Below are 25,045 nucleotides of genomic sequence, written 5' to 3'. Positions count from 1 at the left end.
TCATTCGTTATATGGAAATAGTGCGAAAACTGTCGTGTGTCTCGATTTTATCAATAGTTGCCCGTTTGACAAGGCGCGACGGAGGGAAACTTCCCGCCTCACAGCTCCTTCAGCCAGGGATATCCCGCAGCGAAACTGCACAAAAAAACGGCAGATGACCGGCAAAGGGCACCCGCACAATCGTACAATAGCAATAAAGACTTACATATCAGTATAATATGGCTTGGCACACAGCATGCTTTACGAGAAACATCCGCTGAACCCCCTTGGCAACGACGCCAACCATTCCATGAACGGGTTGGCGTTTTTTTATGCGTGCTGCAGCACCGCACCGTCCGGAAAGGTGGAAACCATGGCCAGACCCGATTACTACGACGCCCCCGAATGCGACACCCAGGAAAAGGGCGCCCCCAAATTCTGCAAGAAGTCGGAGCCCGGAGAAGGTACCGAGCGGAGTTGCGCCTACGACGGCGCCCGCGTGGTACTGATGCCGATCACCGACGTCATCCACCTGGTGCATGGCCCAATCGCCTGCGCCGGCAACTCGTGGGACAACCGGGGAGCACGCTCGTCCGGCTCCCAGCTCTACCGCCGGGGCTTCACCACCGAGATGCTGGAAAACGACGTCATCTTCGGCGGCGAGAAAAAGCTCTACAAGGCGATCCTCGACCTGGCGGGCCGCTACCCCGAAGCCAAGGCCATCTTCGTCTATGCCACCTGCGTCACCGCCATGACCGGCGACGACGTGGAGGCGGTCTGCAAGGCAGCTCAAGATGCCCTCAACAAGAATTTTTGTTCAGGCCAAGGCGGCAAGGAGGAAGCGACGCAGGCGTACACGGAAGTACGTCGAGGAGATTCCGACGCAGCCAACGCCGGCCTGGGCAAAAAGGCGCCGTTGAGGATTCCGGTGATCCCGGTCAACACCCCCGGCTTCATCGGCGACAAGAACATCGGCAACCGGCTGGCAGGGGAAATCCTCTTCAAGCACGTGATCGGCACGGCCGAGCCGCCGGAGGTGGGGGAATACCCCATCAACCTGATCGGCGAGTACAACATCGCCGGCGACCTCTGGGGGATGCAGCCGCTCTTCGACCGGCTCGGCATCCAGATCCTCTCCTGCTTTTCCGGCGATGCCCGGTTCGAGGAACTCCGCTACGCCCACCGGGCAAAGCTGAACATCATCATCTGCTCCAAATCGCTCACCAACCTGGCCAAGAAGATGCAAAAGACCTACGGCATGCCCTACCTGGAGGAGTCGTTCTACGGCATGACCGACACGGCCAAGGCGCTCAGGGAGATTGCCAGGGAACTGGACAATGCGGTAAACGGCCTGGAGAAGCGGGTCATGCAGGATCGGGTGGAACAGCTGCTGGCAGAGGAAGAGGCGCTCTGCCGCATCCGGATAGCACCCTTTCGGGCTCGCCTGGAGGGGAAGCGGGCAGTCCTTTTCACCGGCGGGGTGAAGACCTGGTCCATGGTCAATGCCCTGCGGGAGCTGGGGGTGGAGATCCTGGCCGCCGGGACCCAGAATTCGACCCTGGAAGATTTCTACCGGATGAAGGGGCTGATGCACAAGGATGCCACGATCATCGAGGACACCTCCACCGCCGGCCTTTTGGGGGTCATGCGGGAGAAGATGCCGGACCTGATCGTGGCCGGGGGGAAGACCAAGTTCCTGGCGCTGAAGACCAGGACGCCGTTTCTCGATATCAACCACGGCCGGGCCCATCCCTATGCCGGGTACGAGGGGATGGTCACCTTTGCCCGCCAGCTCGACCTGACCGTCAACAACCCGATCTGGCCGGCACTGAACGCCCCTGCCCCCTGGGAGAAGAGCGCAGGGGAACTGGCAGCGGACGTCGCGCTGGCGGCGACCCACGGCGAAACCTTTCTCGGCGAGGATATCTCTGCCTCGCGGGTCAAGGTGTCGACCAAGCAGGCCACGGTCAACCCGCAGAAAAACTCGCCGGCGCTGGGGGCGACCCTTGCCTATCTCGGCATCGACGGGATGCTCGGACTCCTGCACGGCGCCCAGGGCTGCTCCACCTTCATCCGCCTGCAGCTGTCGCGTCACTTCAAGGAGTCCATCGCCCTCAATGCCACTGCCATGAGCGAAGACACCGCCATCTTCGGGGGATGGGATAACCTGAAAAAGGGGATCGGCCGGGTCATCGAGAAGTTTCAGCCCGCCATCGTCGGCGTCATGACCTCCGGCCTGACCGAGACCATGGGGGACGACGTGCGGAGCGCCATCCACCAGTTCCGCGAGGAACACCCCGAATCGGCGTCAGTGCCGGTGGTCTGGGCCTCCACCCCGGATTACTGCGGCTCGCTGCAGGAGGGATATGCCGCGGCAGTGGAAGCGATCGTCGCCACGCTGCCCGAGGGGGGGGAGACGATCCCCGGCCAGGTGAACCTGCTGCCCGGCGCCCATCTCACCCCGGCGGACGTGGAGGAGCTGAAGGAGATCGTCGAATCCTTCGGTCTGACCTGCCTGACCATCCCCGACATCGCCAATGCCCTGGACGGCCATATCGACGTCGAGGTGTCGCCGCTCTCCACCGGCGGGATTCCCGTCGAGGAGATCCGCCGTGCCGGACGGAGCCAAGCCACGCTCTATATCGGCGACTCACTGGCAAAGGCCGGCATCGTGCTGCGGGAAAAATTCGGGATACCGGCCTATGGTTTCTCGTCCGCCACCGGCCTGGCCGAGATAGACCGGCTGATGGCCACCCTTGCCGACCTCAGCGGGCAACCGATCCCGGAAAGGCATCGCCGCTGGCGGAGCCGACTCATGGACGCCATGGTGGACAGCCACTACCAGTTCGGCGCAAAAAAAGTCGCCATTGCCCTGGAATCCGACAACCTCAAGACCCTGACCCGGTTCCTCGCCGGCATGGGGTGCGAGATCCAGGCAGCGCTCTCCGCCACCCGCACCAGGGGGCTGGATGACCTCCCCTGCGCCAATGTCTCTGTCGGCGACCTGGAAGACCTGGAAGAGGCGGCCAAAGGCGTCGACCTGCTGGTGGCGAACAGCAACGGCCGCCAGGCAGCCGGGAAGCTGAAGATCGGCGCCCATCTGCGGGCCGGATTGCCGGTGTTCGACCGTCTCGGCGCCCACCAGAAGATGTGGGTCGGCTACCGCGGCACCATGAACCTGGTCTTCGAGGTGGCGAACCTCTTCCAGGCCAACGCCAAGGAAGCCCAGAAACTGGCGCACAACTGAGGTCCCGCGAGCCCCTACCTCTCTCCCTGGTACAGCCTGAACCGGGAGACCTGCTGTTCAAGCTCTGAGGCAAGGGTATTGACCTGGGCGGAGATATCGGCGGTCTCCCGGCCCATGGTTTGTGCATGCGCCACCACCGTGGCTATCTGCTGCAGGCTGGCGGAAATCTCGCCGGCAGTGGCACTCTCCTGACCGGCAGCAGTGGCAATCTCCGCGATCTGGGCAGCCACCTGCTCCACACTCCGAAGGATCTCCGCCAGCGAGGCGCCCGAGCGCTCCACTGCTTCACTCCCCTGCACTACCTCGTACACCCCCTCCTCCATGGAAGAAACCGCCAGCGCCGTCTCCTGCTGGATCGCCCGGATCATCTCGCCGATCTCTCGGGTGGCCTTGGTGGTCCGTTCGGCCAGCGCCCGCACCTCGTCGGCAACCACGGCAAACCCCCGCCCCTGCTCCCCTGCCCTGGCCGCTTCAATTGCCGCATTGAGCGCCAAAAGGTTGGTCTGATCGGCAATATCCTCGATGGTGGCAATGATGTTGCCGATCTGGTCCGATTTGGCCCCCAGCTTTCCTATAACCGTGGCGGTATCGTTGATCCGGTCGCTGATCTTGCGGATGCTGGTCACCGCCTCCTGGACGATCCCGACCCCGGCGGCCGCCGCCGTCGACGCATTTCCGGAGTTGTGCGCGGCCTGGTCACAATTGCCCGCGATCGTCGCCGAAGTGGCGGAAAATTCCTCAGCTGCTGCCGAGATGGAGAGGGTGCGGCCGGCAACGTCCTCGAGGTGGCCGGAGATGGTTTCCACGTCCCTGAACTGGGTGTTCGAGCCGTCTTTCACCAGCAGCGCCGTCTTCTTGACCGTGGTGACGATGTCGGAAAGACCGGTCTGCAACAGCGCGAGACTGTCGACCAGCGACCGGTCGCAGCCGGCACCGGTTCCGGCAACGTCAACCGACAGGTCACCTTCGGCAAACCGTGACGAGGTCCGGATGCTCATGTCGAGCGAGGCCAGAATGGTGCGAATGACCCGCATGAAGGCCATGAGGATGCCGCCGAGCAGCAGGAAGCCGGCCAGCAGCAGCCCTCCCTGATAGCGGGAGAGCGCCTGCGCCGTCTGCTTTTCGACCTGGCTGTTCTGTGCATTGGTCAGCGTGACGATTTCGTCGATAGCCTTGCGGTGCGCATCGTAGAGCGGCTGCAGCCTCTCTTCCGACACCTTGTGGGCCTGTTCGCGGTTGCCTGCTGCAAGCAGGGGGAAGAACTCCTTCTGCGCCAGGTCATAGAAGGCAACGGCCGGCGTATAGGAATCATCGAGCAGCAGCTTTTTGATGTTCCCTTCGGGCAGGTCCCTAAGCCAGAATTCGTGGCGGCTGTCGTAATCCTTGCGGAGCTGGGAAAGCCGCTCCTGCAGCCCCTTGATCTGGTCCGCATCCTTTGCCCCCAGAGCCTGCAGGGTCACCAGATACGACTCGATGATGTATTCGGGGGGCGGCAGGATATCGGCAATCAGGTCCTTGCCCCGGACGATCTCCTGATAGGCCGGGCCGTTCACCTTGACCTTGGCGGTGATGAACATCCCCAGGCCGATGAAGAGTGAAAAGCAGACAATGATCAACCCGACCATTGCGTAGAGCCTCGTCTTGATCGTTCCGTGCATAGTGCCTCCCTGACCCATGAAAAATGGCAATTACCCATAACCATGTGAACCGACGCAAAAAAGGGGATCGACACGCCGCGCGGCGGTCGACCCCCTTCTTTGGGAATCATTAGTTTTCTTTGCATATCGCCTTATACTTCTGACGACTTTAATAAAAAATTCATATGGAACGATTTCGGCATGGAATTCGGGGGAGCACAGGGGCCGGTGGTGGGGTGAGCGAAATTTTACTTGCCAACTCAAGACCTGAAATATATATTTAAAATATATATTATCGTGGAGGTCCGGGATGAAAACCGCAAAGATTTTTCAAAATGGACAAAGCCAGGCAGTAAGGCTGCCCAAAGAATTTCGCTTCGAAGACAGCGAAGTATTCATTAAGAAAAGCGGCAACGTCGTTCAATTGATCCCCCGGAGCGATTCGTGGGATTCCCTCTTCGACAGCCTCAAGAAATTCTCCCGCGATTTCATGTCCGAGCGCATACAACCTGAACCGGACAAGCGGGAGAGCTTCTGATGAAACTGCTGCTCGACACCAATATCTGCATTTACATCATAAAACAGCAGCCGGTCGCCGTGCTTAAGCGTTTCCTGGAGTACCAGATCGGGGACATTGGCATTTCATCCGTAACGCTCTCGGAATTGCGCTACGGAGTTGCCAAGAGCGCCCATAGAGAGAAAAACGCCAAAGCCCTCGACGAATTCATCATCCCTCTGGAATTGGTTTCATATGATGAAGCAGCGGCTCATGCCTATGGAGATATTCGAGCAATCCTAGAAAAAGCCGGCACGCCAATCGGCTCCATGGATATGTTGATTGCCGCCCACGCCGTATCGCTGGGAATCCCCCTGGTTACCAATAACACCCGTGAATTTCTCCAGGTACCTTCTCTCAAAGTCATTGATTGGACGGTTTAGCTTTTCCTGCTGGCAACGGGCGGGCGGTAACCCGCTCCTTTTCCCGTCTCACCTCTCAAATGGAGAATGAGGATTTGGCCCTTCATCCTCTCCCCCTATTCCTTTGATCTTCTCACATATCAGCTTGACAACGTATCAGCTACCGATACATTATGGCTTATGGCATGGAATGTTGTTTACAGCCGAAAGGCGGTAAAGCTCCGTGAAAAAATCCCGGAGCGGATAAAGGCGGTGCTTAATGCTCTCATTATCGACATTCGCGCCACAGGTCCAGTACGTGGAGACTGGCCAAATTATTCCAAACTTTCCGGAGGATTACACCACTGCCACCTGAAAAAAGGCCAACCAACTTATGTAGCTGTTTGGCGTGTTGAAGACAACGAAGTACATATTGTGGAGATTATTTATGTTGGCACCCACGAAAAAGCACCCTACTGAAAGTATTCGTATTATAGGATCTCCTGAAGTTATAAGCCGGTTGCGTAAATATGCACTCAAGGTCGGTGCCGGTATTATTGAGTCTTCCGATAGTATTCCTGCTCCCGATATTTCACCGGAGTTGGACACCAACCCTGCCGGGGTTTACCTTCGTGGTATCCGTTTGCGTGAAGGCCTCACTCAGGATGCACTGGCTGAATTGACTGGCATTTCTCGGTCAAACATTAGTGCCATGGAACACGGCAAACGGCCCATAGGCAAGGAAACCGCAAAGAAACTGGCAACTGCTTTGAGCTGTGATTATCGCCGCTTTCTTTAGTTTTTTCTTGGTGTTCGCCTTTCTCGCGGTTCCGGACAGGAATTCCGTCCACGCCTTGGGGGATGCCCTTTACATATTTACATTCGACCCATGTCGAACTTCCAAGCACCAAAATATAAATATCTAAATGACGTCCCCATGTCTTCCCCCGGTTTAGCCTTCCCCTGCTGGCAACGGGGCTGAGGCTGTACGGGCCTCACCGATGGTTAGCGGCTGGCTGTTTCTTAGATTCCGCCTTCTCCAGAATGTCAATGACATCTCGATGTTTGCCCTGTTTTGCCAGTTGAAGCGCGGTTTCTCCCCATTTATTCACCTCATTAATATCTGCACCAGCGTCGAGAAGTAATCCGACAACTCGTTTATGTCCGTTCCATGCGGCATGCATAAGTGGAGTTATGTCATCTCCGTCACCAACGTTAACTCCTGCCCCTGCTGCGAGTAATAATGAAACCATTTCTACACGACCAAGACGTGCGGCTTGAGTGAGGAATGTTGGAGAAGCTCGTGTATCTCTTCTTCTATTTGGGTTCGTGTATTTTTTTGCTAAGAGTACCTTCACTGTACGAATGTCATTTTTATCAATAGCTTCATTCATTTTGTCGAAGTAATTAGCGGCGTATGCGATATCTACAACAATTACCATACTGATAATAATCGCCAGTAGGACTCGGGTCATCATTATTCAACCTCTGCTTACGTGATATCAGATTTTTATGTCACATTTTTGCAGCTTTGCAGGCTTGACCCCATTACCTGCAGGCTTGACCCCATTACCTGTGACCCCATTACCTGCTGGCTTGACCCCATTACCCACCATTACCCTTCATGTATTCCCTGTCCCCATGTATTCCCCCTATGCTTGTTCAATAAGCTTCCTCAGCATTCGTTTTGCTTCAGTCGACAAGCTAACACTAAGAAATGGTTCGGCAGCTTCAAGAACAGAAGAAATTTTTGCAAGCCCACTATTAGAGCCATTTTGACAAGATTTCTCTATTTCCGTGAATGCCAATGAAGGCGTTGAAAATGCAAACCTTTGATTGTTTATCGCAAAAAGCCAACGTGAGATGAGTAATTCTTCTAACGCCTTTTCTGCCCAACGTTTTTCACTCATAAGTGCATTGAGCAGCCGAAAGGAAGCTTTCCATAACTCTTGTGGAGCAAGAGCCCCTTTCCTCAATTCTGAAATTGCGCCAGCGGCTTGCTGGTAAAGTGACTCATCTGGTTGTTCTCCATTTAGCACATCCAAAAACTGATTAACTTCATGAACCAAAGCACCAGATTTCGAAAGGTCACTGCGCCACCTCTCAATTGGTAATGCAGTGGCATCTGCGGTGCAAATAACGCTTGCTACAAGTAAATAATGGTAAATCCAATCCCGAGACTCCTGTTTCTCCCAATATTCAATAGGGAGTTTTGGGATATCACCGATTGCCCATTCGTCATTATTTTCATCGTTGAGAGATTTCGAATGTAACAAAGCTTCGTGAATCCCAATAAGCGCGGTGACAAGATTATCAAAATCCTTGTCTTTGAAAACCAATTCAAACGCAACAGTACGGCTATACCCCTCAATTAATTGAGGTCTTTTGCCACTATTCACAAGGGTGGAGCGAGCCTTGATGCCTATATCAAACCCAAGAATCTTCTCAGATGAGGCAAGTAATTCCCAAGCTGCACTTATGTCGATAATCCGATGTTCTTTAATCCCTTCGTGTGGGTCTTGATTGCTGCACATTCCTGGAATCGGTTCTGTAAAGTCAGTTGGGCGCTTCCCAAGTGCATCAAAATGTACCCAGGAAATACTATGGCGAACAGTCGCGTGAAGGTGACGAATACGGATATCATCCGAGAGTGGAATTGTGCCTAGCGAATCAAGTGTATCGGCAAAGAGCAAAAGACTTTTCTCATATTTCATTTGTTTCCATAACGCAAAGGCCGCATCTGCTAGCAATCCAATTCCCATGCTACTTCCAGCACTTAGTAATTTTACTTTATCAGCCCCCAACAGAAATAAACGTTCAGCTTCATCCCAAGCACCTGATTTCGCAACAGATATGCCAGCAACGCGGCAGCAAAAAGCATACTCGACATTTGAAAGGCCAGGCAAGTCAAGTGCTTTGTATGCTACTGGCAAAGCTTCCTTGTCTCGATTTGCGTGGAAGAGCACTTTTGCACGCTGATTTAACAACTTAACATCATCAGGGAATTCGATGTCTGCTGCATCTAAAACATCCAATGCTCTTTCGATTGAGTTGCCATATTCATCATGGATAACTGACATCGCTACGAGGCATGCTTTTGTAAGTTCTGTTTTTTGCCACTCCCGTGATTTTTCTAAAGTGAGGCCGAAGACTCGAATTGCCTTGTTTACGTCAAGATTGCCGTTTTCAACTTCTTTCCACCAAGCTCGACTGATTAATAGAGAAGCAAAATCCATATCTGAATTGCAGGCCATCAAAAGGTGGTCTCGTTTCTGTGCGGGAAGTGCATCCAATGATGTGACAAGTTCGCATAGGTCATCGAGGTCACTTATCCGCACAGCTTGATATGAGAAAAGAAGCTGTGCGGGCTTATTTTCTCCCACGTGAGGGAATTCCTCATGGGCATTTTCGAATGAATTGGATATTTCTTTTAAATTAAGATTCTCCTCCTGAAGATCGATAAAGCGTGAGAGCATCCGGATTACCATAGCTGCCGGAATTTTAACTTCAAGAGTATTGAGTATCATGCCATATGCAAGCCCCTCAGAAAGCTGCTTGAGTTCTGGTGGCTCAACTTCACTAAGTAATTCTTCAATTCGCTCAATTACTGCTATTGCATTATCTAATTTAGGCGCATTAGAAATTAGCTTGTATTGTGCCAAACGAAGCATGAAATCAATTGTTGGATTATCAGGGAATATTTTTTGGCCTTTCTCCAACCCCACCAAAGTAAACCAGCTCATCGCGTCATAGAGATGAAACGTGTTTTTTGTATCAGTAGTAGCTATAGTGTTAGCTAACTTAAACAATACAAACGTATGTTTTCCAAGAAATGCATGAAAAAAAGCCGAACTTACTTCAAACTGATCAATGCTCTTGCGACTGACTATGCTGACAGCGATTGCGCAATGGACATCTTTTATATTTGTGTCAGTCAAAACATCTTTAGCTGCACCAGTGAGCAATGGGGATATGCGGTAACGATTTTCTCCTTCTCGTTCAATCCACGGGCCAATTAGTGCATCAAAAGCTTCTCCAGGCAAAGATACCGGGGGTGGAGTCTCTGCAACTGCTATGGCAGTTTCACGAGTAAATGTGGAATTTATAAGGCTTAATCGATATGCCAAAACGCGGGTATTCTCAGTTGGGAATTCTGTTACCAGCCTGAGTCGTGCTTCAGATCTAACTCTTTCGACATCTTCGGGCGCGGTCAAGTCAGAAAAACCAATTGTCGGCCAACTGCGTGCACTAATATTTCTCACCCTTGCGTGAACCAGTTGGGGGTGTCCACTTGTCGTAAGCCAAATAGCCCGAGCCCATTCTGATGCACGTTTTTTATCACTAAGACCATTTGCATAAACCATTTCAGCTACTTCCGTTTCATTGAAATAGGGAACGGAAGCTTCGCATGCTTCACTTTTCCAAAGTTTAGGTAATAGATGAAGCGGAGGCCTTGATGGTCCTGTGACAATTACCAGCCCATTTGAGTTGGTGGCGGCGAAGATAAGCGTAATGAACTCTCGTTCAAATTGGGTTACTTGGCTGAGATCAAGATCATCTAGAACGAGGAATGGCAATAAGCGGGTTGAATTTATTTCAAAAACTGCACGTTTAAGGATGTCCTTTATTTGCTCTGGCTCTTTGCCACGGAAACCTGCCCAACCCCAATTCTCCCCAACCTGCTGTGAAATAAGCAAGGCAAGATTAGTCTTACCAATCCCACTACTTCCAGATAAGAAAACTATGCGGTGTTCAATAAGTAATTTAACAAGATTTGAGACAACAGTTGTTCTTGAGATGCCGCCATCCACAACAGGGATAGGACTCCCAATTACTGTGGACATATTAAGTAGTCGCAACATTTCTTGAGAATCAATCATCGTTGCAACTTGTTGCAAGCTACTGGTGCTAACCATTGATTCTAGTTTACCACGGGGAATAGTTACTGTGGTAGCTTCATCAAAAATGTCAAGGAAATCTGAAAATCTAAGTTCTTTTGGCCCACTAGTAGACAATAGGTCAGCAGTTTTCTTGAGAAGGTGCGGTAATACCTGGCACGACAAATGAGTATTAATACTAAGTTTAAATCCGTGAATTTTGAGTTTTTCCTCAATTGCATACTGAAGGGCTTCTCTCGGCTTATTTCCCATATCCCACTTAATGCGCCGGATTAAGTGGTCTCGAAGTTCATCCTGAGTCGCATTAGTAATGAACGAATGAATATTTTGAGAAAGTTCCAGCGTGAGTAGGAATGAACGGAGTGGCTCGATATCAACGTGATTTGACTCTGCAGACTGCCAGTAAATTAAGCCTTTTAAGCCTGCTCCAAATGGAGAGCCTTGTTCTTGCCCGGCTTCAGAGGTCGTTAAAAAACGTAGAACTATATCATAATCGGGGTTTCTTTCCTTATTTGTCCAGTAATTGTTGAGAGTGTCAATTACTGCCGCTGATCTTAACGTTATATTACTAGCGACATCCTTTATTTGTGTAGTAACAACTGATTGCCTGTAATGAACATCGAAATCCTCTGCTCCTTCAAGCACCAAAAGTTCACTATCCTTAAGTTTCATCCATGCATAGACGCTTTGATAAATCTGATAGACATATCCACGAATACTGGCTGTTGCATCACGATCTACATCAGTCTTAAAATCAGGTATGGAGCTCACAATTAATACCTCATATCACTAAATCGTCAATTCTTAGTATGCTTGCCAACTCATTATTGAGCAGTTAGCGCAATGTTTATACATTTATAAACAAGCTTATACATACAGAAGCAATGTTATAACTATATCAACCAAACAGGTTTCTATTAGAATAAACCCTTTAATGATATAGTACTTGGCGGGTTCATCAGGTGCGTTTCTAATACTATAAGCTTTCCCAGTTTCGTACTCGCAATGCACCCATATGGTACCAGCCAAACCTGCCGATGTTTGCCCCATCCCCACAGGTCGTCCCCCAACTTACCGAGAAGCACTACACCATTTCCGGTTAATTAGCAACAGGTTTTATGGCATAACTCATCGTATTACAACTCCATATCTGTCAACGCTACAGCTGGTCTCAGTCATATTCCCAGCCTATGACAGAGCCGATTGTGCAGACTCAAACAAACGTGTCTTGCAACCATTATTTGACAGCTCCTCATTAGTGCCCTTCCGGGACTCCGGATGAGACACTACGAGATTCTGCCGCATTATTCAGCTGGTATCAAAGCTGCCCATAAATTCGGCAAAAGTGACCAAACATGCCTCATCAGCTACGGACACGCCTCCTGTTGTGACGCAATTTCAGGCAGTTGCATTTTGGCACACGCCGTGCTTTTACATCGGCATTCGTTTCCGGTTCGGCAAAGGCGCCGCGCATCCATCAGGATGCCGGCGCCTTTTGTGTTGCAGAAAGGGGTTCCCATGAAAGTGGCATTTACCAGTACCAACGGCGAAATGATCGACCAGCACTTTGGCCAGTGCACCAGTTTTCACGTCTGGGAGATCGGCCCGGACGAGGCCGTGCAGCTGCCATCCATAAGCGCCATCACCTCGGCCGAGGACGAGGAGGACCGGATCGCTGCCAGGGCCGCTGCCATTGCCGGCTGCGCCATCGTCTATACCATGCAGATCGGCGGACCGGCGGCAGCCAAGCTGGTTGCCCGGAAGATCCACCCGATGAAAACCAATGCAGAGGTGCCGGTGGCCGACATCGTGAGCAAGCTCCAGGAAGTGCTCCAGGGAAACCCGCCGCCCTGGCTCAAAAAGGCGATGCACAAGGACGAACGGAGATCGTTTCTCGACGATTGAGACCCGGAAGAGGGACTGGCTTAGCCATCCCGACCCCGCACCACCTACAGGAGGTAGTACCAATGGCATACATCACCGGATTGCGCAGAGACAAGACCGAATGGACCCCGGAGTTCATCAAGTCCATCGACGACGAGACCTGCATCGGCTGCGGCCGCTGCTTCAAGGTCTGCGTCCATGACGTGCTGGCATACGAAGAGCTGGATGAGGACGATTCGGCCAAGATGTTCATGAAAGTGGCAAATCCCGGCAACTGCATCGGCTGCCAGGCCTGCGGCAGGACCTGCTCCAAGAAGTGCTTTACGTTCGAACCGGTCGTACTCTAGTCCGGAAAGGGCTCTTTTCCGCCCTGGCGGTGTCAATCCGCGGGATTCCTTGTGCAGCGTAGCGTGGCTCAAGCCTCCGCGCAATCCCTTGGTTTCCTTGCCAGGACGAAAAATTTCTCCTTTCTGATTTGCAAACCAGCAGTGTCTCATCCGGAGTTTTCGATGGACACTCGTTACGAGCAGAACAAGGGGGCATGTGCCCAAGGCCGCACGTCGGCAAGGAGGGAGATTATGCTCATCGCTGTCGCATCCAAGGACGGAAAGGTGGTCAACCAGCATTTCGGCCATGCCGAACGGTTTCTGATCTATGATGTGGACAATGGCAAGGCACGGCTGGTGGATGAGAAGAAAGTGGAGCGCTACTGCTCATACGATCCCGATCATCCGCTGCGCAATCACCTTCTGCAGGCAATCGCAGAAGCACTGACCGGTTGTCGGGCAGTGCTCTGTTCCCAGATTGGCGAGGCACCGCAGAACGCCATGCGGGACCTCGGCATCGAAACCTATGTGACCAGCGGGCCAGTGGAGCCGACTGTGGTGGAACTGGCCAAGCTGCTCTGATGTACGGAGAGAGGTCCGACCTCCTGACAGGGGGTGCGGCACGAGAACCGGCGGTTTTCCTCCTTTCACCCGGTCTTCGTGTCCCCCCCTGCCGATCTCCCGGAACATCGGCATACAACGAGGTATCGCCATGCGTAGCGGCTCCTACAACCTGTGCAACCTTCCCCCCTGGGTGATCGCCTCCCGCCATTTCAACGAAAACCCCCAGCCCCTTGTGATTCAAGGGGTCCGTCAGGCAAACCGCTTCCTATTCACAAAGCTCGACACCATCGCATCTGCCGAGGAGCGGGGCGTCGTCTTCAACGACTACATGTCGGTCAAATTCCAGCTCCACCACTGGCAGGACCAGGCCTCGGACACGGCCCGCAAGAGCCTGAAAAACAGCTATCTCCGCTTTCTGCGCGGCTGGATGATGGATTCCAACTCTATCGAAGGGGCGGTGCTCAAAGGATGGGTGGAGAGCAGGATCGGCATCCCGCCGACCTTTCACAAGATCCGCATTCCGGGCATCCATGCCGAAGAGTACATGGTCTATGCCGTGGACCGCACCAGGGGGAGCGAGCGGACCAGTGCCATCAATTCCCAGCTTGATCTCCTGTTCGAGTATTGCCAGTACGAGCTGGGACGGGCCTTCCCCCAGGCGATCCCCTGCATCAGGCTGTTCCGCGGCACCAACGACGCCAACGACCACGAGGTCATCCAGACCCTGGGCAGGCGGGAGCAGATCGTCCGGCTGAACAACCTGGTCTCCTTCACCTCGGACGAGGAACGGGCCTGGGAATTCGGCGACACGGTCTGGGAGATCATGGCGCCGCTCGCCAAGGTATTCTTTTACAACAAGCTGATCCCCAACAGCATCCTCAAGGGAGAAGGGGAATATCTGGTCATCGGCGGCGAGTACCTGGTGCGGCGGATCATGTGCACCACCTGAGCCGATGCTTCTTCAGGGAAAACGGGATATCACTGCGAGGAAAGCGGGGAGAGTCGCAAAAGCAGCTGGGCCAGGTCGACAAGTTCTGCGGCGACCCGTTTGTCCAGCCGTTTCAGCCAGCGCTGGGGAATGCTCTCCAGGCCGTAGTAGGCCCCGGCCAGACCGCCGATGATGGCTCCGGTGGTGTCAGCGTCCCCTCCCTGGTTGACCGCCCCCACCAGGCATTCCTCGAAGTCGCGGCCACGGAAGAAAAAATGGCAGACGGTCTGGAAGGTGTCCACCACGTAGCCGGTGGCAAGCCCCTTGTAGGGATCGAAGCGGAAGGTGGCAAACTCCTCCAGCATCCGGTCCACCTCGCGGCGGAGCCTCGACTTGGAGGCGCCCAGGAGGGCCAGGTGCAGGAGCCTGCCGTAACAGACGCAGGCAGCATCGGAGAGCGGGTGGTTGTGGGTCAGGTGCGCCTGCTGGATAGTGCAGCTCTGGAGGAGTTCGTCGCTGCCGACGGTGAAGAGGGCCACCGGGGCCATGCGCATCAGCGCGCCATTGCCCGCGTCCCACTGGTTGAACGGGGTTTCCAGATCCCCCTTGAGCATGAAGTTGCGGATGCCACGACGGCAGGTGTCCCCCACATCCACCGGCCTGGTCTTCAGCCAGGCGGCAAACTGCCCGGCAACCCCCGCCAGGTCCCAGCCACCGGCAGCAGCAATGGCCCGGCCGACGCAGAGGGACATCTCGGTATCATCAGTGACCTGGCCCGGCTTGAGGCGGAGCCACCCCCCGCCCACCAGCTCGCGCAGCACGCCATACTTTGCCCTGATCTCGCCGGAGGTCATGAATTCCACCGGCGCGCCCAGGGCATCGCCCAGGGCCACACCCAGCAGGGCAGACCTGGCGCGGGCAGCCACTTCTCCGGGATGGATCGGCAGCGAGGCTCTCATTGCTGCGCAAGGATTTCGGTCATGCTCCCGACCAGGAAATCGTACACCTCTTCGCGGGAGACGAGAAAGCACGGCATGTCGCGGATCATCAGCTCCTCGATGAGATGCAGGGTCCGGCTGTCGTCCCGGCCAAGCGCATCCATGACAGCACCGTACATTGGAATCACCTCGTAGAGGTCATCCCGGTTGAACGGCCGCGGATCGGGCAGGCCGGAAAACTTCGGCCGGTCCCGGTTGACGGTGTCCCTGGGATACTTATAATACAGGTCGGACGGTTTGATCTGGATGCCCATTGCTGGCTCCTTCTCTCCCTGCTTGGCATACTCCCCGCAAGAGGTGGCGCATGCGCGAAACAACAGGAAACATCTGGGATTATCTCGGTCAGGCGGTCATCGTCATCACCACCAACGGCCATGTCTCTCCCAATGGAGACGCCGTGCTCGGCAACGGCTGTGCCCGCCAGGCACGGCAGCGCTTCCCGGGTCTCCCTGCCGAACTGGGGCGCCTGCTGATGCACGGTGGAAACCATGTCCACCGGCTCGGAACGGACATGGCCAGCTTCCCGGTGGAGGAAACCCCCTGGTCGCTGCCGGATCTTCGCCTCATCAGCCGTTCTGCCAATGAGCTGCGCGAGCTCGCCGATCGCGAGGGATGGGAGCTGGTCGTCGTCCCCCGCCCCGGCTGCGGTGGCGGCGGGCTTGCCTGGGATCTGGTGCGCCCGCTCCTGGAACCGTTTTTCGATGATCGCTTCCTGGTCATCACCAACGGCTGATTTCCCGCCGGGTCACTTGCAGCCGCAACCGCCTGAAGAGCAGTAGGTTGTGCACCCCCTGGCAACCTTCATATCCGCGCCGTGAGTCTTGCAGCATTCCAGCGAATCACGGGTCACCAGCCATTCCCCCTCTGCCTCGATCCCGAGCAATGCCTTTTCCTTAAGCAGCATCATCACCCGCAGATGGGTCGTTGACAGCTCCGCAGCCGCCTCCTGCACCGTTACATGCTCAATGCCATCTATTGTCCGCGTCATGGGACACCTCCTCCAGTTGCAACTCTCTGCCACACCTTGATACATGGACCATGCCATCCTGTACAACGGCCATGGGCAAGGCTCCATCCGATTCGCCCCCATTTTTGTCGGGCCTGGTGCATAGGCAATAACCAGTGCTGCCTCGTTCAAGGCAGCAACCAGCCTTCCGGCACACCATCGTTCTCGTATCCAACCGAAATACAAAGGATTTACGCTTTAATGAAGTAATGGCACGGCAAATGCTATCTCCCGTGAAAAGGGACGATACAGCGTTGTATCAAGATGATGCATGGCGGGGAGGAGAGATTCCCCGGCTTCGGAGGATGTGGCAAGGGCGCGGACCAGACGGTCAGGCGCCCTTTTTTGTCCCTGAAAAGGGCTGCAGAGGAAAGGAGTCGATCATGGCAACAACATGCACGGAACGGAAAAATATCCAGGGGCATCCCTGCTTCGGCGGCAATCACCACAAAAACGGCAGGATGCACCTCGCCGTGGCACCGCGCTGCAACATCAAGTGCGGCTACTGCACGCGGCGGCACGACTGTGCCAATGAATCGCGCCCCGGCGTCACCAGCCGCATCCTCACCCCTGCCGAAGCGCTGACCAAGGTGCGCGAGGTCATGGCCAGCGAACTGTTGGGGCCGATGATCAAGGTGATCGGCATTGCCGGACCGGGCGACCCCCTGGCAAACGAGGAGACCTTCGAAACCTTCCGCCTGATCGGGGAGGAATTCCCCCACCTGATCCTCTGCATGAGCACCAACGGGCTGCTGCTGCCGGAAAGCATCGACCGCCTGAACGACCTGGGGCTGCACAGCCTGACCGTGACCGTGAATGCCCTCGATCCGGCCGTCGCGGCCCGCATCTACAATTACGTCAGCTATCGCGGCAAGCGCCTGACCGGCGAGGAAGCGGGCCGCGTCCTGATCGCCAACCAGCTTTCGGGCATCGAAAAGGCTGTCCGCTACGGCATGACCGTCAAGATCAACACGGTCTACATCCCCGGCGTCAACGAACAGCAGGTGCCGCTCGTTGCCCGGAAGATCAGGGAACTGGGCGCCTTTGTCATGAACGTCATGCCGCTCATCCCCCAGGCCGACTTCGCCGGCGTCGTGCCACCGACTCCGGAGGAGTTGGAAAAGGTCCGTACGGCCAACGAGCAGATCATCGGCCAGTTCAAGCACTGCCGCCAGTGCCGGGCCGACGCAGTCGGGCTGATCGGCCAGGACCTCTCCCAGACAACGGCCGGATGCGCCATACCATGATGCGGGTCGAACCGTTCGTTGCCGCGGATATCCCCCCTTTCCTTGCCATGGCAGACCGGGAGGGGTGGATCTGCGCACCGGAAGAGTTCTCCTTCCTCCTCAGGACGTTCCCTGCGGGCTGCTGCACTGTCCGCCGGGACGGCATCCCCCTGGCGTTCATCACCTCCATCCGCTACGGCACGAGCGGCTGGATCGGCAACCTGATCGTCGACCACGGCCTGCGGGGGCAGGGGGTCGGCAGACAGCTGATGGAGGCCGCGCTGGCGGCGCTGCAGCAGGCAGGAACCAAATCCGTCTGGTTGACGGCCTCGCAGCAGGGTGCACCGCTCTATGCCAGGCTCGGCTTTGCCACGGTCGACACGATCCGCCGCTGGCAGGGCATGGGAGCAGTTGCACCGGCACCGGCTGACAAGCTTTCCCAGTCTTCCTACCGCAAGATGGTGAGCATCGACCGCCACGGCTGGGGAGACCGGCGCGCCAGCATTCTCTGCGATTCCCTGGTGGCAGGCGACTGCCGCTCCCTTGACAACGGTTTCATCGTGACCCGGCCTGCTCCCGATGGCATCCAGATCGGCCCCTGGAGCGCCCTGACAGCCGATACCGCAACACGGCTCCTTGATGCCTCGTACAGCCCCGACCCTTCTGCATCGCCGGTGGTGCTCGATCTGCCGGAAGGGAACCGCCACGCAACCGACCTGCTCGGCCGGTCCGGTTTTTCAACCATCGGCAGCACCCTCCTCATGTGCCGCGGCACACTCCCACCGTTTCACCCGGAAACCATCTACGCCCTTGCCAGCATGGGGAGCATGGGCTGACCGCCAGCCGGTTCCCCTCATTTTTCGACTGGACTTCCCTTCAGGCTGTGAGAAAATATCACCCTACCCAAAGCTGATTCGACGATTCCACGGCAGGAGACGGCCATGACCAGAGACGCTCACGACCAGTGGCTCCATGCAACCATCATCCGGCACTGCCCCGATGCGATTCTCTATACGGACCGGGAGGGGATCATCCGCCTCTGGAACGAGGGGGCAGAACGAATCTTCCGCATCCCCTCCGACGAGGCGCTGGGGAAGCCGCTGGACCTGATCATCCCCGAGAACCTGCGCAAACGGCACTGGGATGGCTATCGCCAGGTGATGGAGAGCGGGGTCACCCGCTATCAGACCGGGCTGCTGTCCGTTCCCGCCCTGCGCGGCGACGGGGTCCGCATCTCCACGGAATTTTCCATCCTGATGGTCCGTGACGACGCAGGGACCCCGGTCGGCTGCGCGGCTGTCCTGCGCGACGTTTCCGATCGCTGGAAACGGGAGCAGGACCTGAAGAACCGCCTGATTGCCATGGAGACAGCCCGTTACGGCGACAGCGGGGACTGACCGGGCTTTCACACTCACCATCCGAAAGGCCACTGCAGATGCCGAAAACCCTTACCCCGGCCGAGGAACTCCTTCTTGGCGCAAACACCCTCCGGATGCTGGCGGTCGATGCCGTCGAGCAGGCGGCATCGGGCCACCCCGGCCTTCCTATGGGAGCCGCCGATTACGCCTTCCTCCTCTGGCACCACTTTCTGCGGTTCGATCCGGCAGACCCCTCCTGGGCCGATCGCGACCGGTTCATCCTCTCTGCCGGGCACGGCTCCATGCTTCTCTATGGCCTGCTGCACCTGTTCGGCTTCGACCTGCCGCTCTCTGAGCTGCAGCGTTTCCGCCAGTGGGGGAGCAGGACGCCGGGGCATCCGGAGTACGGCCACACCCCAGGGGTGGAGATGACGACCGGGCCGCTCGGCCAGGGCTTTGCTGCCGGTGTCGGCATGGCGCTGGCATCCAGGATGGCAGCGGCCCGCTTTGCGGACGACCAGTTCTCCCCCATCAGCCACCGGGTCTATGCCATTGTCAGCGACGGCGACCTGATGGAAGGGGTCAGCTATGAGGCCGCCTCGCTGGCTGGCCATCTCCGTCTGGGGAACCTCATCTATCTCTACGACGACAACTGCATCACCATCGAGGGTGCAACCGACCTGGCCTTTTCCGAGGATGTGGAAAAGCGGTTCGTCGCCTGCGGCTGGCAGGTGCAGCGGGTCGACGGCCACGCACCGGACGAGGTGGCGGCAGCGCTTACAAGTGCCCGGAAAGAGACGCAACGCCCCTCCCTGATCATGGCCCGGACCCGCATCGCCAAGGGGAGTCCAGGCAAGGAAGGGTCCGCCGCTGCCCATGGCAGCCCGCTGGGATCCGCCGAGGCGGCAGCGACCCGCCGGGCGCTCGACTGGCCCGAAGAGCCCTTTCATGTCCCGGCAGAGGTCCGTGCACTCTGCCGCACGCGGGTCGAGGAGCTGACTGCCCAATCCGCATCATGGCGGGAATCATTCGCCCGCTGGCAGGAGCGTAACCCCGACCGAGCCCGTCTCTGGGACCGGATGTGGCAGAAGGAGCTTCCCGAGGGGCTCATCCCCACCCTGCTGGAGGCGGCAGGGACGAACGACGGCGCCACCCGCTCCCTCTCCGGTGCTGTCCTGCAGGCGGCAGCGGCGGCGATTCCCTCCTTGGCGGGGGGATCGGCAGACCTTGCCCCGTCGACCAACAGCTGGATCAAGGAGAGCGACGCCATCGCTGCCGGTTCGTTCCTCGGCCGCAACCTCCATTTCGGCATCCGCGAGCATGCCATGGCCGCCATCCAGAACGGCATGGCCCTGTACGGCTGCTTCATCCCCTTCGGCGCCACCTTTCTCGTCTTTTCCGACTACTGCCGGCCTGCAGTAAGGCTGGCGGCCCTGATGAAACTGCAGACGATCTATCTCTTCACCCACGATTCGATCTTCGTAGGGGAGGATGGCCCGACCCACCAGCCGGTGGAACACCTGTCAGCGCTCCGGATGATCCCCAACCTGCAGGTGATCCGCCCGGCCGACGGCGTCGAAACCGCACTGGCCTGGGTCGCCGCACTGATGCGCCGGCATGGCCCCACGGCCCTGATCCTTTCACGGCAGAAACTCCCCCGCATCCAGCGTAATGCAGGTTCCTGCACCGATCTGCAACCCCTGGCCGGTTCGGTCGTGTTCGACCCTCCCGGCAACAGCCTCAGGGCGATCCTTCTGGCCAGCGGCTCCGAGGTCCATCTGGCAATCGGCGCAGCGCAGTTGCTGCAGGCAGACGGTGTGCAGACCCGCGTCATCTCCGTCCCCTGCCTGGAACAGCTGCTGGCGCTGCCGTCTGAGGACCGCGAGCGGCTGATCCCGCCCGGCATCCCGCGCATAGCCATCGAGGCGGGTCGCGGCGCCCTCTGGCACCAGGCTCTTTCTCACGACGACCTGTTCATCGGCATCGAGACCTTCGGCGCATCGGCCCCGGAAGAGGCGATCGCGCAGCAGTTCGGCTTTACCCCGCAGCAGGTCGCTGCCAGGATTCGTATCTTTTTACATCTGTGAGGTACTCTGTGGAAACCGCTGACATTCTCAAAAAATCGCTGCTCTTCTCCGGCCTGAACGATGGAAACCTGGGAGAGGTGGCGGAAATCGCCACCAGGCGCAGCATTGCCAAGGGAGAGACCCTCTTCAGCGAGGGTGAGCCGGCCAATGGCTTTTATCTCCTGGCATCGGGAGGGATGAAGCTCTGCAAAATATCCCCGGACGGCAGGGAGAAAGTACTCCATTTCGTGCACCCCGGCGAAACCTTTGCCGAAGCTGCATTCTTCGGCGACGGGCGGTATCCGGCCGAGGCACGCGCCATCGACAAGGGAGAGGCGCTCTTCTTCCCCCGCGAGGCATTCATGGGGCTTTTAGAGCGCAATCCGCAGTTCTCGCTGAACCTCATCGTCTCCCTGTCGCTGCTCCTGCGCCGGTTTGCGCGCCAGATCGAGGAGCTCTCCTTTGCCGAGGTCCCGGCCCGCCTGGCCGCCTACCTCTGCGAGCTGATCGAGCGCAAATCTACGACCTTCCAGGGGAAGACCTACCTGGAACTGGAGATGAAAAAGGGGGAACTGGCCTCACGGCTGGGAACGGTCAGCGAAACCCTCTCGCGTACGCTCCGCAAGCTGAGGGAAGAGGGAATCATCGAGGTAGAGGGGAGCAGGGTGATCATTTACGACCTGAAGCGGCTGAGAGAGCTGGCGGAAAGATAGAAGGGCGGGAATGAAAAAAGCCGGGACAGATGCCCGGCTTTTGATTTTAGCGGTTTATCAATGGGGAAATCTGACCGGCTGGGCTAGACGGCAGCCTGGCAGAGTCCGTGCGGCACCTGGCAGTCGCTGCTGGCACTGCTTTCGCCGCCGTTCAGGGTGCTTTCCAGGGAGTCGATGGAGATCTTGCCAAACTTGAGCCCTATCCCCTCTTCGGTCACCCGCACGACCCGTCCATCCAGCCCCAGGGAGAGATTTCCCTTATTTCCCTTGAATGAGAGGGAGATATTCACCGTCTCGTTCAGGGGAATCTTCTGATCCGTCTTGACGAACAGCCCTTTGAGGCTGAGGTTTTCCACCGTCCCGACAAAGGACACATCGCCGTGACTGACCAGAACCTGTGCGTTAAACGACATTCTTCTGAACTTCCTGTTGTCCAAGGGCGTGTCTCCTCCTTTCCCAGGTTCGATTTATAGCTTTCTATCGTCGTCGTGGGGAATATCTTGAGGAAATTAATCCGGTCATCCGGAAAAACAGCCGACGACATGCGCGAGCCGCTCCGGCTGCCTCTCCTTATAGCAGATCAGCCACAACCTTAGCAAGCCAAACAGTTTATTCTTCTACCTTTGCAGTCCGTGCCGGGCTGGTTCGCTTATCGACCACATAGCAGCTGCTCTCGGACTTCTTGGCAAAGGCCTTGAGTTCGGCGGCAACCTCGGCAACCTTGCCGTAATGACGGATATTGGGGTTATTGCCATGGACAATGCCAATGGCAAGCCCGAGCAGCGGGATCTGTTCCTTCTGCCCCCGCCGGTTGTAACCGATATAGTAGCCGCAGGTCTTTTCCTGTTCGCCGAAGAGGTCGGCAATGATGGCGGTAAAATTGCGGATGATCTCCTGACTCACCTGCTCTGCCCGCTCGATCGGAACGATGAAAACAAAATCGTCGCCGCCGATATGCCCCGTGAATCCCCCCCCCGACTCCTTGACCGAATTGAATATGATCCTGGCCAGCATGCGCAAAACCTCGTCGCCGTGGGAAAAACCATAGACATCGTTATAAGGTTTGAAGTGATTGATATCCACGTGGCAGATGGCCATCGGCTTGCCGATAACCCGTTCGACGGCATGCTGGATGGAGGTGTTGCCCGGCAGGCGGGTCAGCGCATTGTTGTCGAACACACGTCGAATCCGCTGCACGGACAGATCAATGCGGGTGAAGAGTTCGGGATAACTCACCGGCAGGAAGATAAAATCGTCGAGAGGCGTCTCTGTCCAGTCGAAACTGCGGGCCATGGACTCGCTCATGAGACCGATGATCGGGACGACACTGAAGTAGCTGTCCCTCTTAAGCTCCCGGATTATGGAAAAGGTAACCTCGTCACCCGCTGAAATATCCAGGATGAAAAGGTCAGGAGGGTCGTTATAGGCAAACCCGATGAGATTGCAGAATCCTTCAAGGGTGAATACCTGGTGCCCTTTGCTCTGCAGGCGGATCTCCATCTGCGATGCCAGCGACGGCGTACCGGCGATCAGGTAGATCCTAAGTCCGGGTTTCATTGCCTTCCTGTAGCTCCATGCTGAAGTTTTTCGCGTCGATCAGCCGGTCCTCGATCTCCTCGACGAGCTCCGCCAGGAACTGTTCGTTCAGATTGAGACGCTGCCAGGCCAAAGGCTGAATCTGGGGAACCAGGTCATCACCGCTGAAGCCGAAGCCGCTCGCCTTGACCAGGACATCGGCGAGATGGACCACGGCAGTCTTCACCTGATGATTCTTTGCCTTGCTCACATCGTGATGGTACATGATCGGTTCGACCAGTTTCTCGGGCAGATACCACGAGTTGGCAAGCCACCCCCCCACATCCGAATGGTCGATGCCCAGAAGTTCCAGTTCAGCCTTGTTGTAGTAGATATCCCGCTCCTCCACAAGCTTGAGAAGCTGGTCGTAGTCATCCTGAAATTTGAGCTTGATGATCACCTTGCCGATATCGTGGAGCAGCCCTGCAGTGGAGATCTCCTCGGTCTCGGCCAGCTTCAGTCGGCAGGCAATGACATTGGCCGCCACGCCGGTCCCCAGGGAGTGCTCCCAGAGCCCCATGATGTTCTGTTCCATGATCTCGAAGATGGAGGTGCTGAGGGCGAGACACTTTACCACGTCGATACCGAGCAGGATCATGGCATTGGAAATGGTGGAGACCCGGTAGAAACCGTATGAAGGGGAGTTGACCAGCCTGAGGACCCGGGCGGACAGCACCTGGTCGGAAGAGACCAGCCGGGCCATCTCCTGAATGGACGATTTGCTGTTCTGTGCCAGGGCATTGAGCTTGGTGATTATGCCGGGCAGGATCGGCAGGGATCTGGTGTCCTTGATGATGCTGAGGATTTCCTGGCGCTTGTCTCCCATCAGTCAGCACCATCCATCGAGCGGATCAACTGCGCTTTGTAGATTTCCTTCAGACGGTTCATCAACGGCTCGTGATCGACTTTCCTGAATCGCTTTTCCAGTAGTTCCAGTAGCTCCGGAAGGGTCTTGTCCCCTTCCAGCCAGACCGGATGCCCTTCCACGGTCACCTTCTGAACCCCCATCGACTTCAGCCGCTCAATGAGGGATTCGTTCAATACTACCCCCTTGCCGCAGACCGGCGGCCCCGACTGACTGTCGGGACGGCGCACATCACGCGCCAGCACCATTTCGGGAGCAGCAAGCAAGATTGGAATGTTCTGCATGGGAGAGCCTCTCTGATTAATCGTATCGGATATCCAACCCGACCTCTTGAGCGGTAGACAGCTCATTATCAATAATTAATAACAGGTATTGCCGATTCGGCAACCTCTCAACGGGCTTTGCCGCACATGGGGTATTCACTGCCGCACATGAGGCTTTCGCATCATCGACCTCCGACACCCCCCAGGCCGTAACCCCTTGCGCCACCAGACTTGACAACTTCACGGCAATTTGGCATACGTTATGCGTTGTAGTTGGAAAATCTCATTCAGTAAGGAGTCTCCATGAAAAAGATGATCACCACCGTAGTTGCCGCCCTGGTAGCTGTTTCCTTCGCCGGTATCGTAAGCGCCTCTGAGCCCGCTGCAGCTCCGGCTGCTCTCCCGCCGGGACACCCGCCGATCATGAAGGAAGAAAAGGCTGTTGCCAAGAAAGTGAAAAAGGCCAAGAAAGTCAAGAAGGCCAAGAAAGAAATGAAAAAAGAAGTAGCACCGGCTGCTGCTCCGGAAGCTCCTGCTGCAAAGTAATCCTTTCCCTCCAGGGGATGAAAAAGGCCGCATCGGAATCGATGCGGCCTTTTTTTCATTCTTGTCACC

Annotated in this window: 26 protein-coding genes; 16 read left to right on the top strand and 10 right to left on the bottom strand. The window is 56.4% G+C overall.

The features are described from left to right. Positions 1-352 precede the first annotated feature (352 nt). The gene (locus GJT30_09515) at positions 353-3,226 is read left to right on the top strand and encodes a bifunctional nitrogenase iron-molybdenum cofactor biosynthesis protein NifEN (protein ID MSM39840.1); all 2,874 of its coding nucleotides are present in this window, start codon (positions 353-355) and stop codon (positions 3,224-3,226) included. Positions 3,227-3,240: 14 nt separating this feature from the next. On the opposite strand, the gene GJT30_09510 is transcribed toward GJT30_09515, so the two are convergent. After that, a complete protein-coding gene (locus GJT30_09510) occupies positions 3,241-4,902 on the bottom strand; it encodes a methyl-accepting chemotaxis protein (protein ID MSM39839.1) in 1,662 nt (553 codons plus the stop codon). Positions 4,903-5,173: 271 nt separating this feature from the next. Between GJT30_09510 and GJT30_09505 the strand changes: the two genes are divergently transcribed. The 4 genes from GJT30_09505 to GJT30_09490 all read left to right on the top strand — a co-directional run bounded on the left by GJT30_09505 (position 5,174) and on the right by GJT30_09490 (position 6,559). After that, complete coding sequence (locus tag GJT30_09505) at positions 5,174-5,401, top strand: AbrB/MazE/SpoVT family DNA-binding domain-containing protein (protein ID MSM39838.1); 228 nt, start codon at positions 5,174-5,176, stop codon at positions 5,399-5,401. Next, the gene (locus GJT30_09500) at positions 5,401-5,802 is read left to right on the top strand and encodes a PIN domain-containing protein (GenBank protein ID MSM39837.1); all 402 of its coding nucleotides are present in this window, start codon (positions 5,401-5,403) and stop codon (positions 5,800-5,802) included. Before GJT30_09505 ends, GJT30_09500 begins: the two co-directional genes overlap by 1 nt. A 159-nt stretch (positions 5,803-5,961) precedes the next feature. Further along, complete coding sequence (locus GJT30_09495) at positions 5,962-6,240, top strand: cytotoxic translational repressor of toxin-antitoxin stability system (protein ID MSM39836.1); 279 nt, start codon at positions 5,962-5,964, stop codon at positions 6,238-6,240. Continuing rightward, positions 6,209-6,559 carry a helix-turn-helix domain-containing protein gene (locus GJT30_09490; GenBank protein ID MSM39835.1) on the top strand — a complete coding sequence of 117 codons (351 nt, stop codon included), beginning with the start codon at positions 6,209-6,211 and terminating at the stop codon, positions 6,557-6,559. Before GJT30_09495 ends, GJT30_09490 begins: the two co-directional genes overlap by 32 nt. Positions 6,560-6,755: 196 nt before the next feature. On the opposite strand, the gene GJT30_09485 is transcribed toward GJT30_09490, so the two are convergent. Then, positions 6,756-7,238, bottom strand: a complete 483-nt coding sequence (locus GJT30_09485; protein MSM39834.1) for a hypothetical protein — start codon at positions 7,236-7,238, stop codon at positions 6,756-6,758. Positions 7,239-7,412: 174 nt separating this feature from the next. Further along, positions 7,413-11,429, bottom strand: a complete 4,017-nt coding sequence (locus tag GJT30_09480) for a hypothetical protein (GenBank protein ID MSM39833.1) — start codon at positions 11,427-11,429, stop codon at positions 7,413-7,415. A gap of 747 nt (positions 11,430-12,176) precedes the next feature. Here GJT30_09480 and nifX point away from each other — a divergent pair. The 4 genes from nifX to GJT30_09460 all read left to right on the top strand — a co-directional run bounded on the left by nifX (position 12,177) and on the right by GJT30_09460 (position 14,381). Then, on the top strand, positions 12,177-12,563 hold the full coding sequence (gene nifX, locus GJT30_09475; protein ID MSM39832.1) for a nitrogen fixation protein NifX: 387 nt from the start codon (positions 12,177-12,179) through the stop codon (positions 12,561-12,563). Between the two features lie 62 nt (positions 12,564-12,625). Continuing rightward, complete coding sequence (fdxB, locus tag GJT30_09470) at positions 12,626-12,889, top strand: ferredoxin III, nif-specific (GenBank protein ID MSM39831.1); 264 nt, start codon at positions 12,626-12,628, stop codon at positions 12,887-12,889. 231 nt (positions 12,890-13,120) lie between these two features. Further along, the gene (locus GJT30_09465) at positions 13,121-13,450 is read left to right on the top strand and encodes a dinitrogenase iron-molybdenum cofactor biosynthesis protein (GenBank protein ID MSM39830.1); all 330 of its coding nucleotides are present in this window, start codon (positions 13,121-13,123) and stop codon (positions 13,448-13,450) included. A 130-nt stretch (positions 13,451-13,580) separates the two neighbouring features. Continuing rightward, a complete protein-coding gene (locus tag GJT30_09460) occupies positions 13,581-14,381 on the top strand; it encodes an N-acyl homoserine lactonase (protein ID MSM39829.1) in 801 nt (266 codons plus the stop codon). Between the two features lie 29 nt (positions 14,382-14,410). Here the strand turns inward: GJT30_09460 and draG are convergent, their stop codons facing one another. Both draG and GJT30_09450 read right to left on the bottom strand, forming a co-directional pair. Further along, on the bottom strand, positions 14,411-15,319 hold the full coding sequence (draG, locus tag GJT30_09455) for an ADP-ribosyl-[dinitrogen reductase] hydrolase (GenBank protein MSM39828.1): 909 nt from the start codon (positions 15,317-15,319) through the stop codon (positions 14,411-14,413). Then, the gene (locus tag GJT30_09450) at positions 15,316-15,612 is read right to left on the bottom strand and encodes a hypothetical protein (GenBank protein ID MSM39827.1); all 297 of its coding nucleotides are present in this window, start codon (positions 15,610-15,612) and stop codon (positions 15,316-15,318) included. Before GJT30_09450 ends, draG begins: the two co-directional genes overlap by 4 nt. A gap of 50 nt (positions 15,613-15,662) precedes the next feature. Here GJT30_09450 and GJT30_09445 point away from each other — a divergent pair, with 50 nt between their 5' ends. Continuing rightward, positions 15,663-16,091, top strand: a complete 429-nt coding sequence (locus GJT30_09445; GenBank protein MSM39826.1) for an ADP-ribose-binding protein — start codon at positions 15,663-15,665, stop codon at positions 16,089-16,091. 12 nt (positions 16,092-16,103) lie between these two features. Here the strand turns inward: GJT30_09445 and GJT30_09440 are convergent, their stop codons facing one another. Further along, positions 16,104-16,346: a hypothetical protein gene (locus GJT30_09440; GenBank protein MSM39825.1), complete on the bottom strand. Its 243-nt coding sequence runs from the start codon at positions 16,344-16,346 to the stop codon at positions 16,104-16,106. A gap of 401 nt (positions 16,347-16,747) precedes the next feature. Here GJT30_09440 and GJT30_09435 point away from each other — a divergent pair, with 401 nt between their 5' ends. The 5 genes from GJT30_09435 to GJT30_09415 all read left to right on the top strand — a co-directional run bounded on the left by GJT30_09435 (position 16,748) and on the right by GJT30_09415 (position 21,727). Further along, complete coding sequence (locus tag GJT30_09435) at positions 16,748-17,611, top strand: radical SAM protein (GenBank protein ID MSM39824.1); 864 nt, start codon at positions 16,748-16,750, stop codon at positions 17,609-17,611. Next, the gene (locus GJT30_09430) at positions 17,596-18,426 is read left to right on the top strand and encodes a GNAT family N-acetyltransferase (GenBank protein MSM39823.1); all 831 of its coding nucleotides are present in this window, start codon (positions 17,596-17,598) and stop codon (positions 18,424-18,426) included. Before GJT30_09435 ends, GJT30_09430 begins: the two co-directional genes overlap by 16 nt. 105 nt (positions 18,427-18,531) lie before the next feature. Then, on the top strand, positions 18,532-18,987 hold the full coding sequence (locus GJT30_09425) for a PAS domain S-box protein (protein ID MSM39822.1): 456 nt from the start codon (positions 18,532-18,534) through the stop codon (positions 18,985-18,987). Between the two features lie 38 nt (positions 18,988-19,025). Further along, positions 19,026-21,035 carry a transketolase gene (gene tkt, locus GJT30_09420; GenBank protein ID MSM39821.1) on the top strand — a complete coding sequence of 670 codons (2,010 nt, stop codon included), beginning with the start codon at positions 19,026-19,028 and terminating at the stop codon, positions 21,033-21,035. A gap of 8 nt (positions 21,036-21,043) precedes the next feature. Continuing rightward, entirely contained in the window at positions 21,044-21,727 is a 684-nt protein-coding gene (locus GJT30_09415) for a cyclic nucleotide-binding domain-containing protein (GenBank protein MSM39820.1), read from the top strand. Between the two features lie 83 nt (positions 21,728-21,810). On the opposite strand, the gene GJT30_09410 is transcribed toward GJT30_09415, so the two are convergent. The 4 genes from GJT30_09410 to GJT30_09395 all read right to left on the bottom strand — a co-directional run bounded on the left by GJT30_09410 (position 21,811) and on the right by GJT30_09395 (position 24,451). Next, on the bottom strand, positions 21,811-22,140 hold the full coding sequence (locus GJT30_09410) for a PilZ domain-containing protein (protein ID MSM39819.1): 330 nt from the start codon (positions 22,138-22,140) through the stop codon (positions 21,811-21,813). A 196-nt stretch (positions 22,141-22,336) separates the two neighbouring features. After that, the gene (locus GJT30_09405; protein MSM39818.1) at positions 22,337-23,284 is read right to left on the bottom strand and encodes a diguanylate cyclase; all 948 of its coding nucleotides are present in this window, start codon (positions 23,282-23,284) and stop codon (positions 22,337-22,339) included. After that, positions 23,268-24,128, bottom strand: a complete 861-nt coding sequence (locus GJT30_09400; protein ID MSM39817.1) for an HDOD domain-containing protein — start codon at positions 24,126-24,128, stop codon at positions 23,268-23,270. The genes GJT30_09405 and GJT30_09400 overlap by 17 nt, the downstream gene beginning before the upstream one ends. After that, positions 24,128-24,451, bottom strand: coding sequence for a hypothetical protein (locus GJT30_09395; GenBank protein MSM39816.1), 324 nt, complete (start codon positions 24,449-24,451; stop codon positions 24,128-24,130). The genes GJT30_09400 and GJT30_09395 overlap by 1 nt, the downstream gene beginning before the upstream one ends. 282 nt (positions 24,452-24,733) lie before the next feature. Between GJT30_09395 and GJT30_09390 the strand changes: the two genes are divergently transcribed. Further along, on the top strand, positions 24,734-24,976 hold the full coding sequence (locus GJT30_09390) for a hypothetical protein (GenBank protein MSM39815.1): 243 nt from the start codon (positions 24,734-24,736) through the stop codon (positions 24,974-24,976). Positions 24,977-25,045 lie beyond the last annotated feature (69 nt).

It is taken from the genome of Geobacter sp., from assembly GCA_009684525.1.
GTDB lineage: Bacteria > Desulfobacterota > Desulfuromonadia > Geobacterales > DSM-12255 > Geoanaerobacter.
The sequence above is the reverse complement of the archived record's forward strand: the minus strand, read 5'-3'. Positions and strand labels throughout refer to the sequence as shown.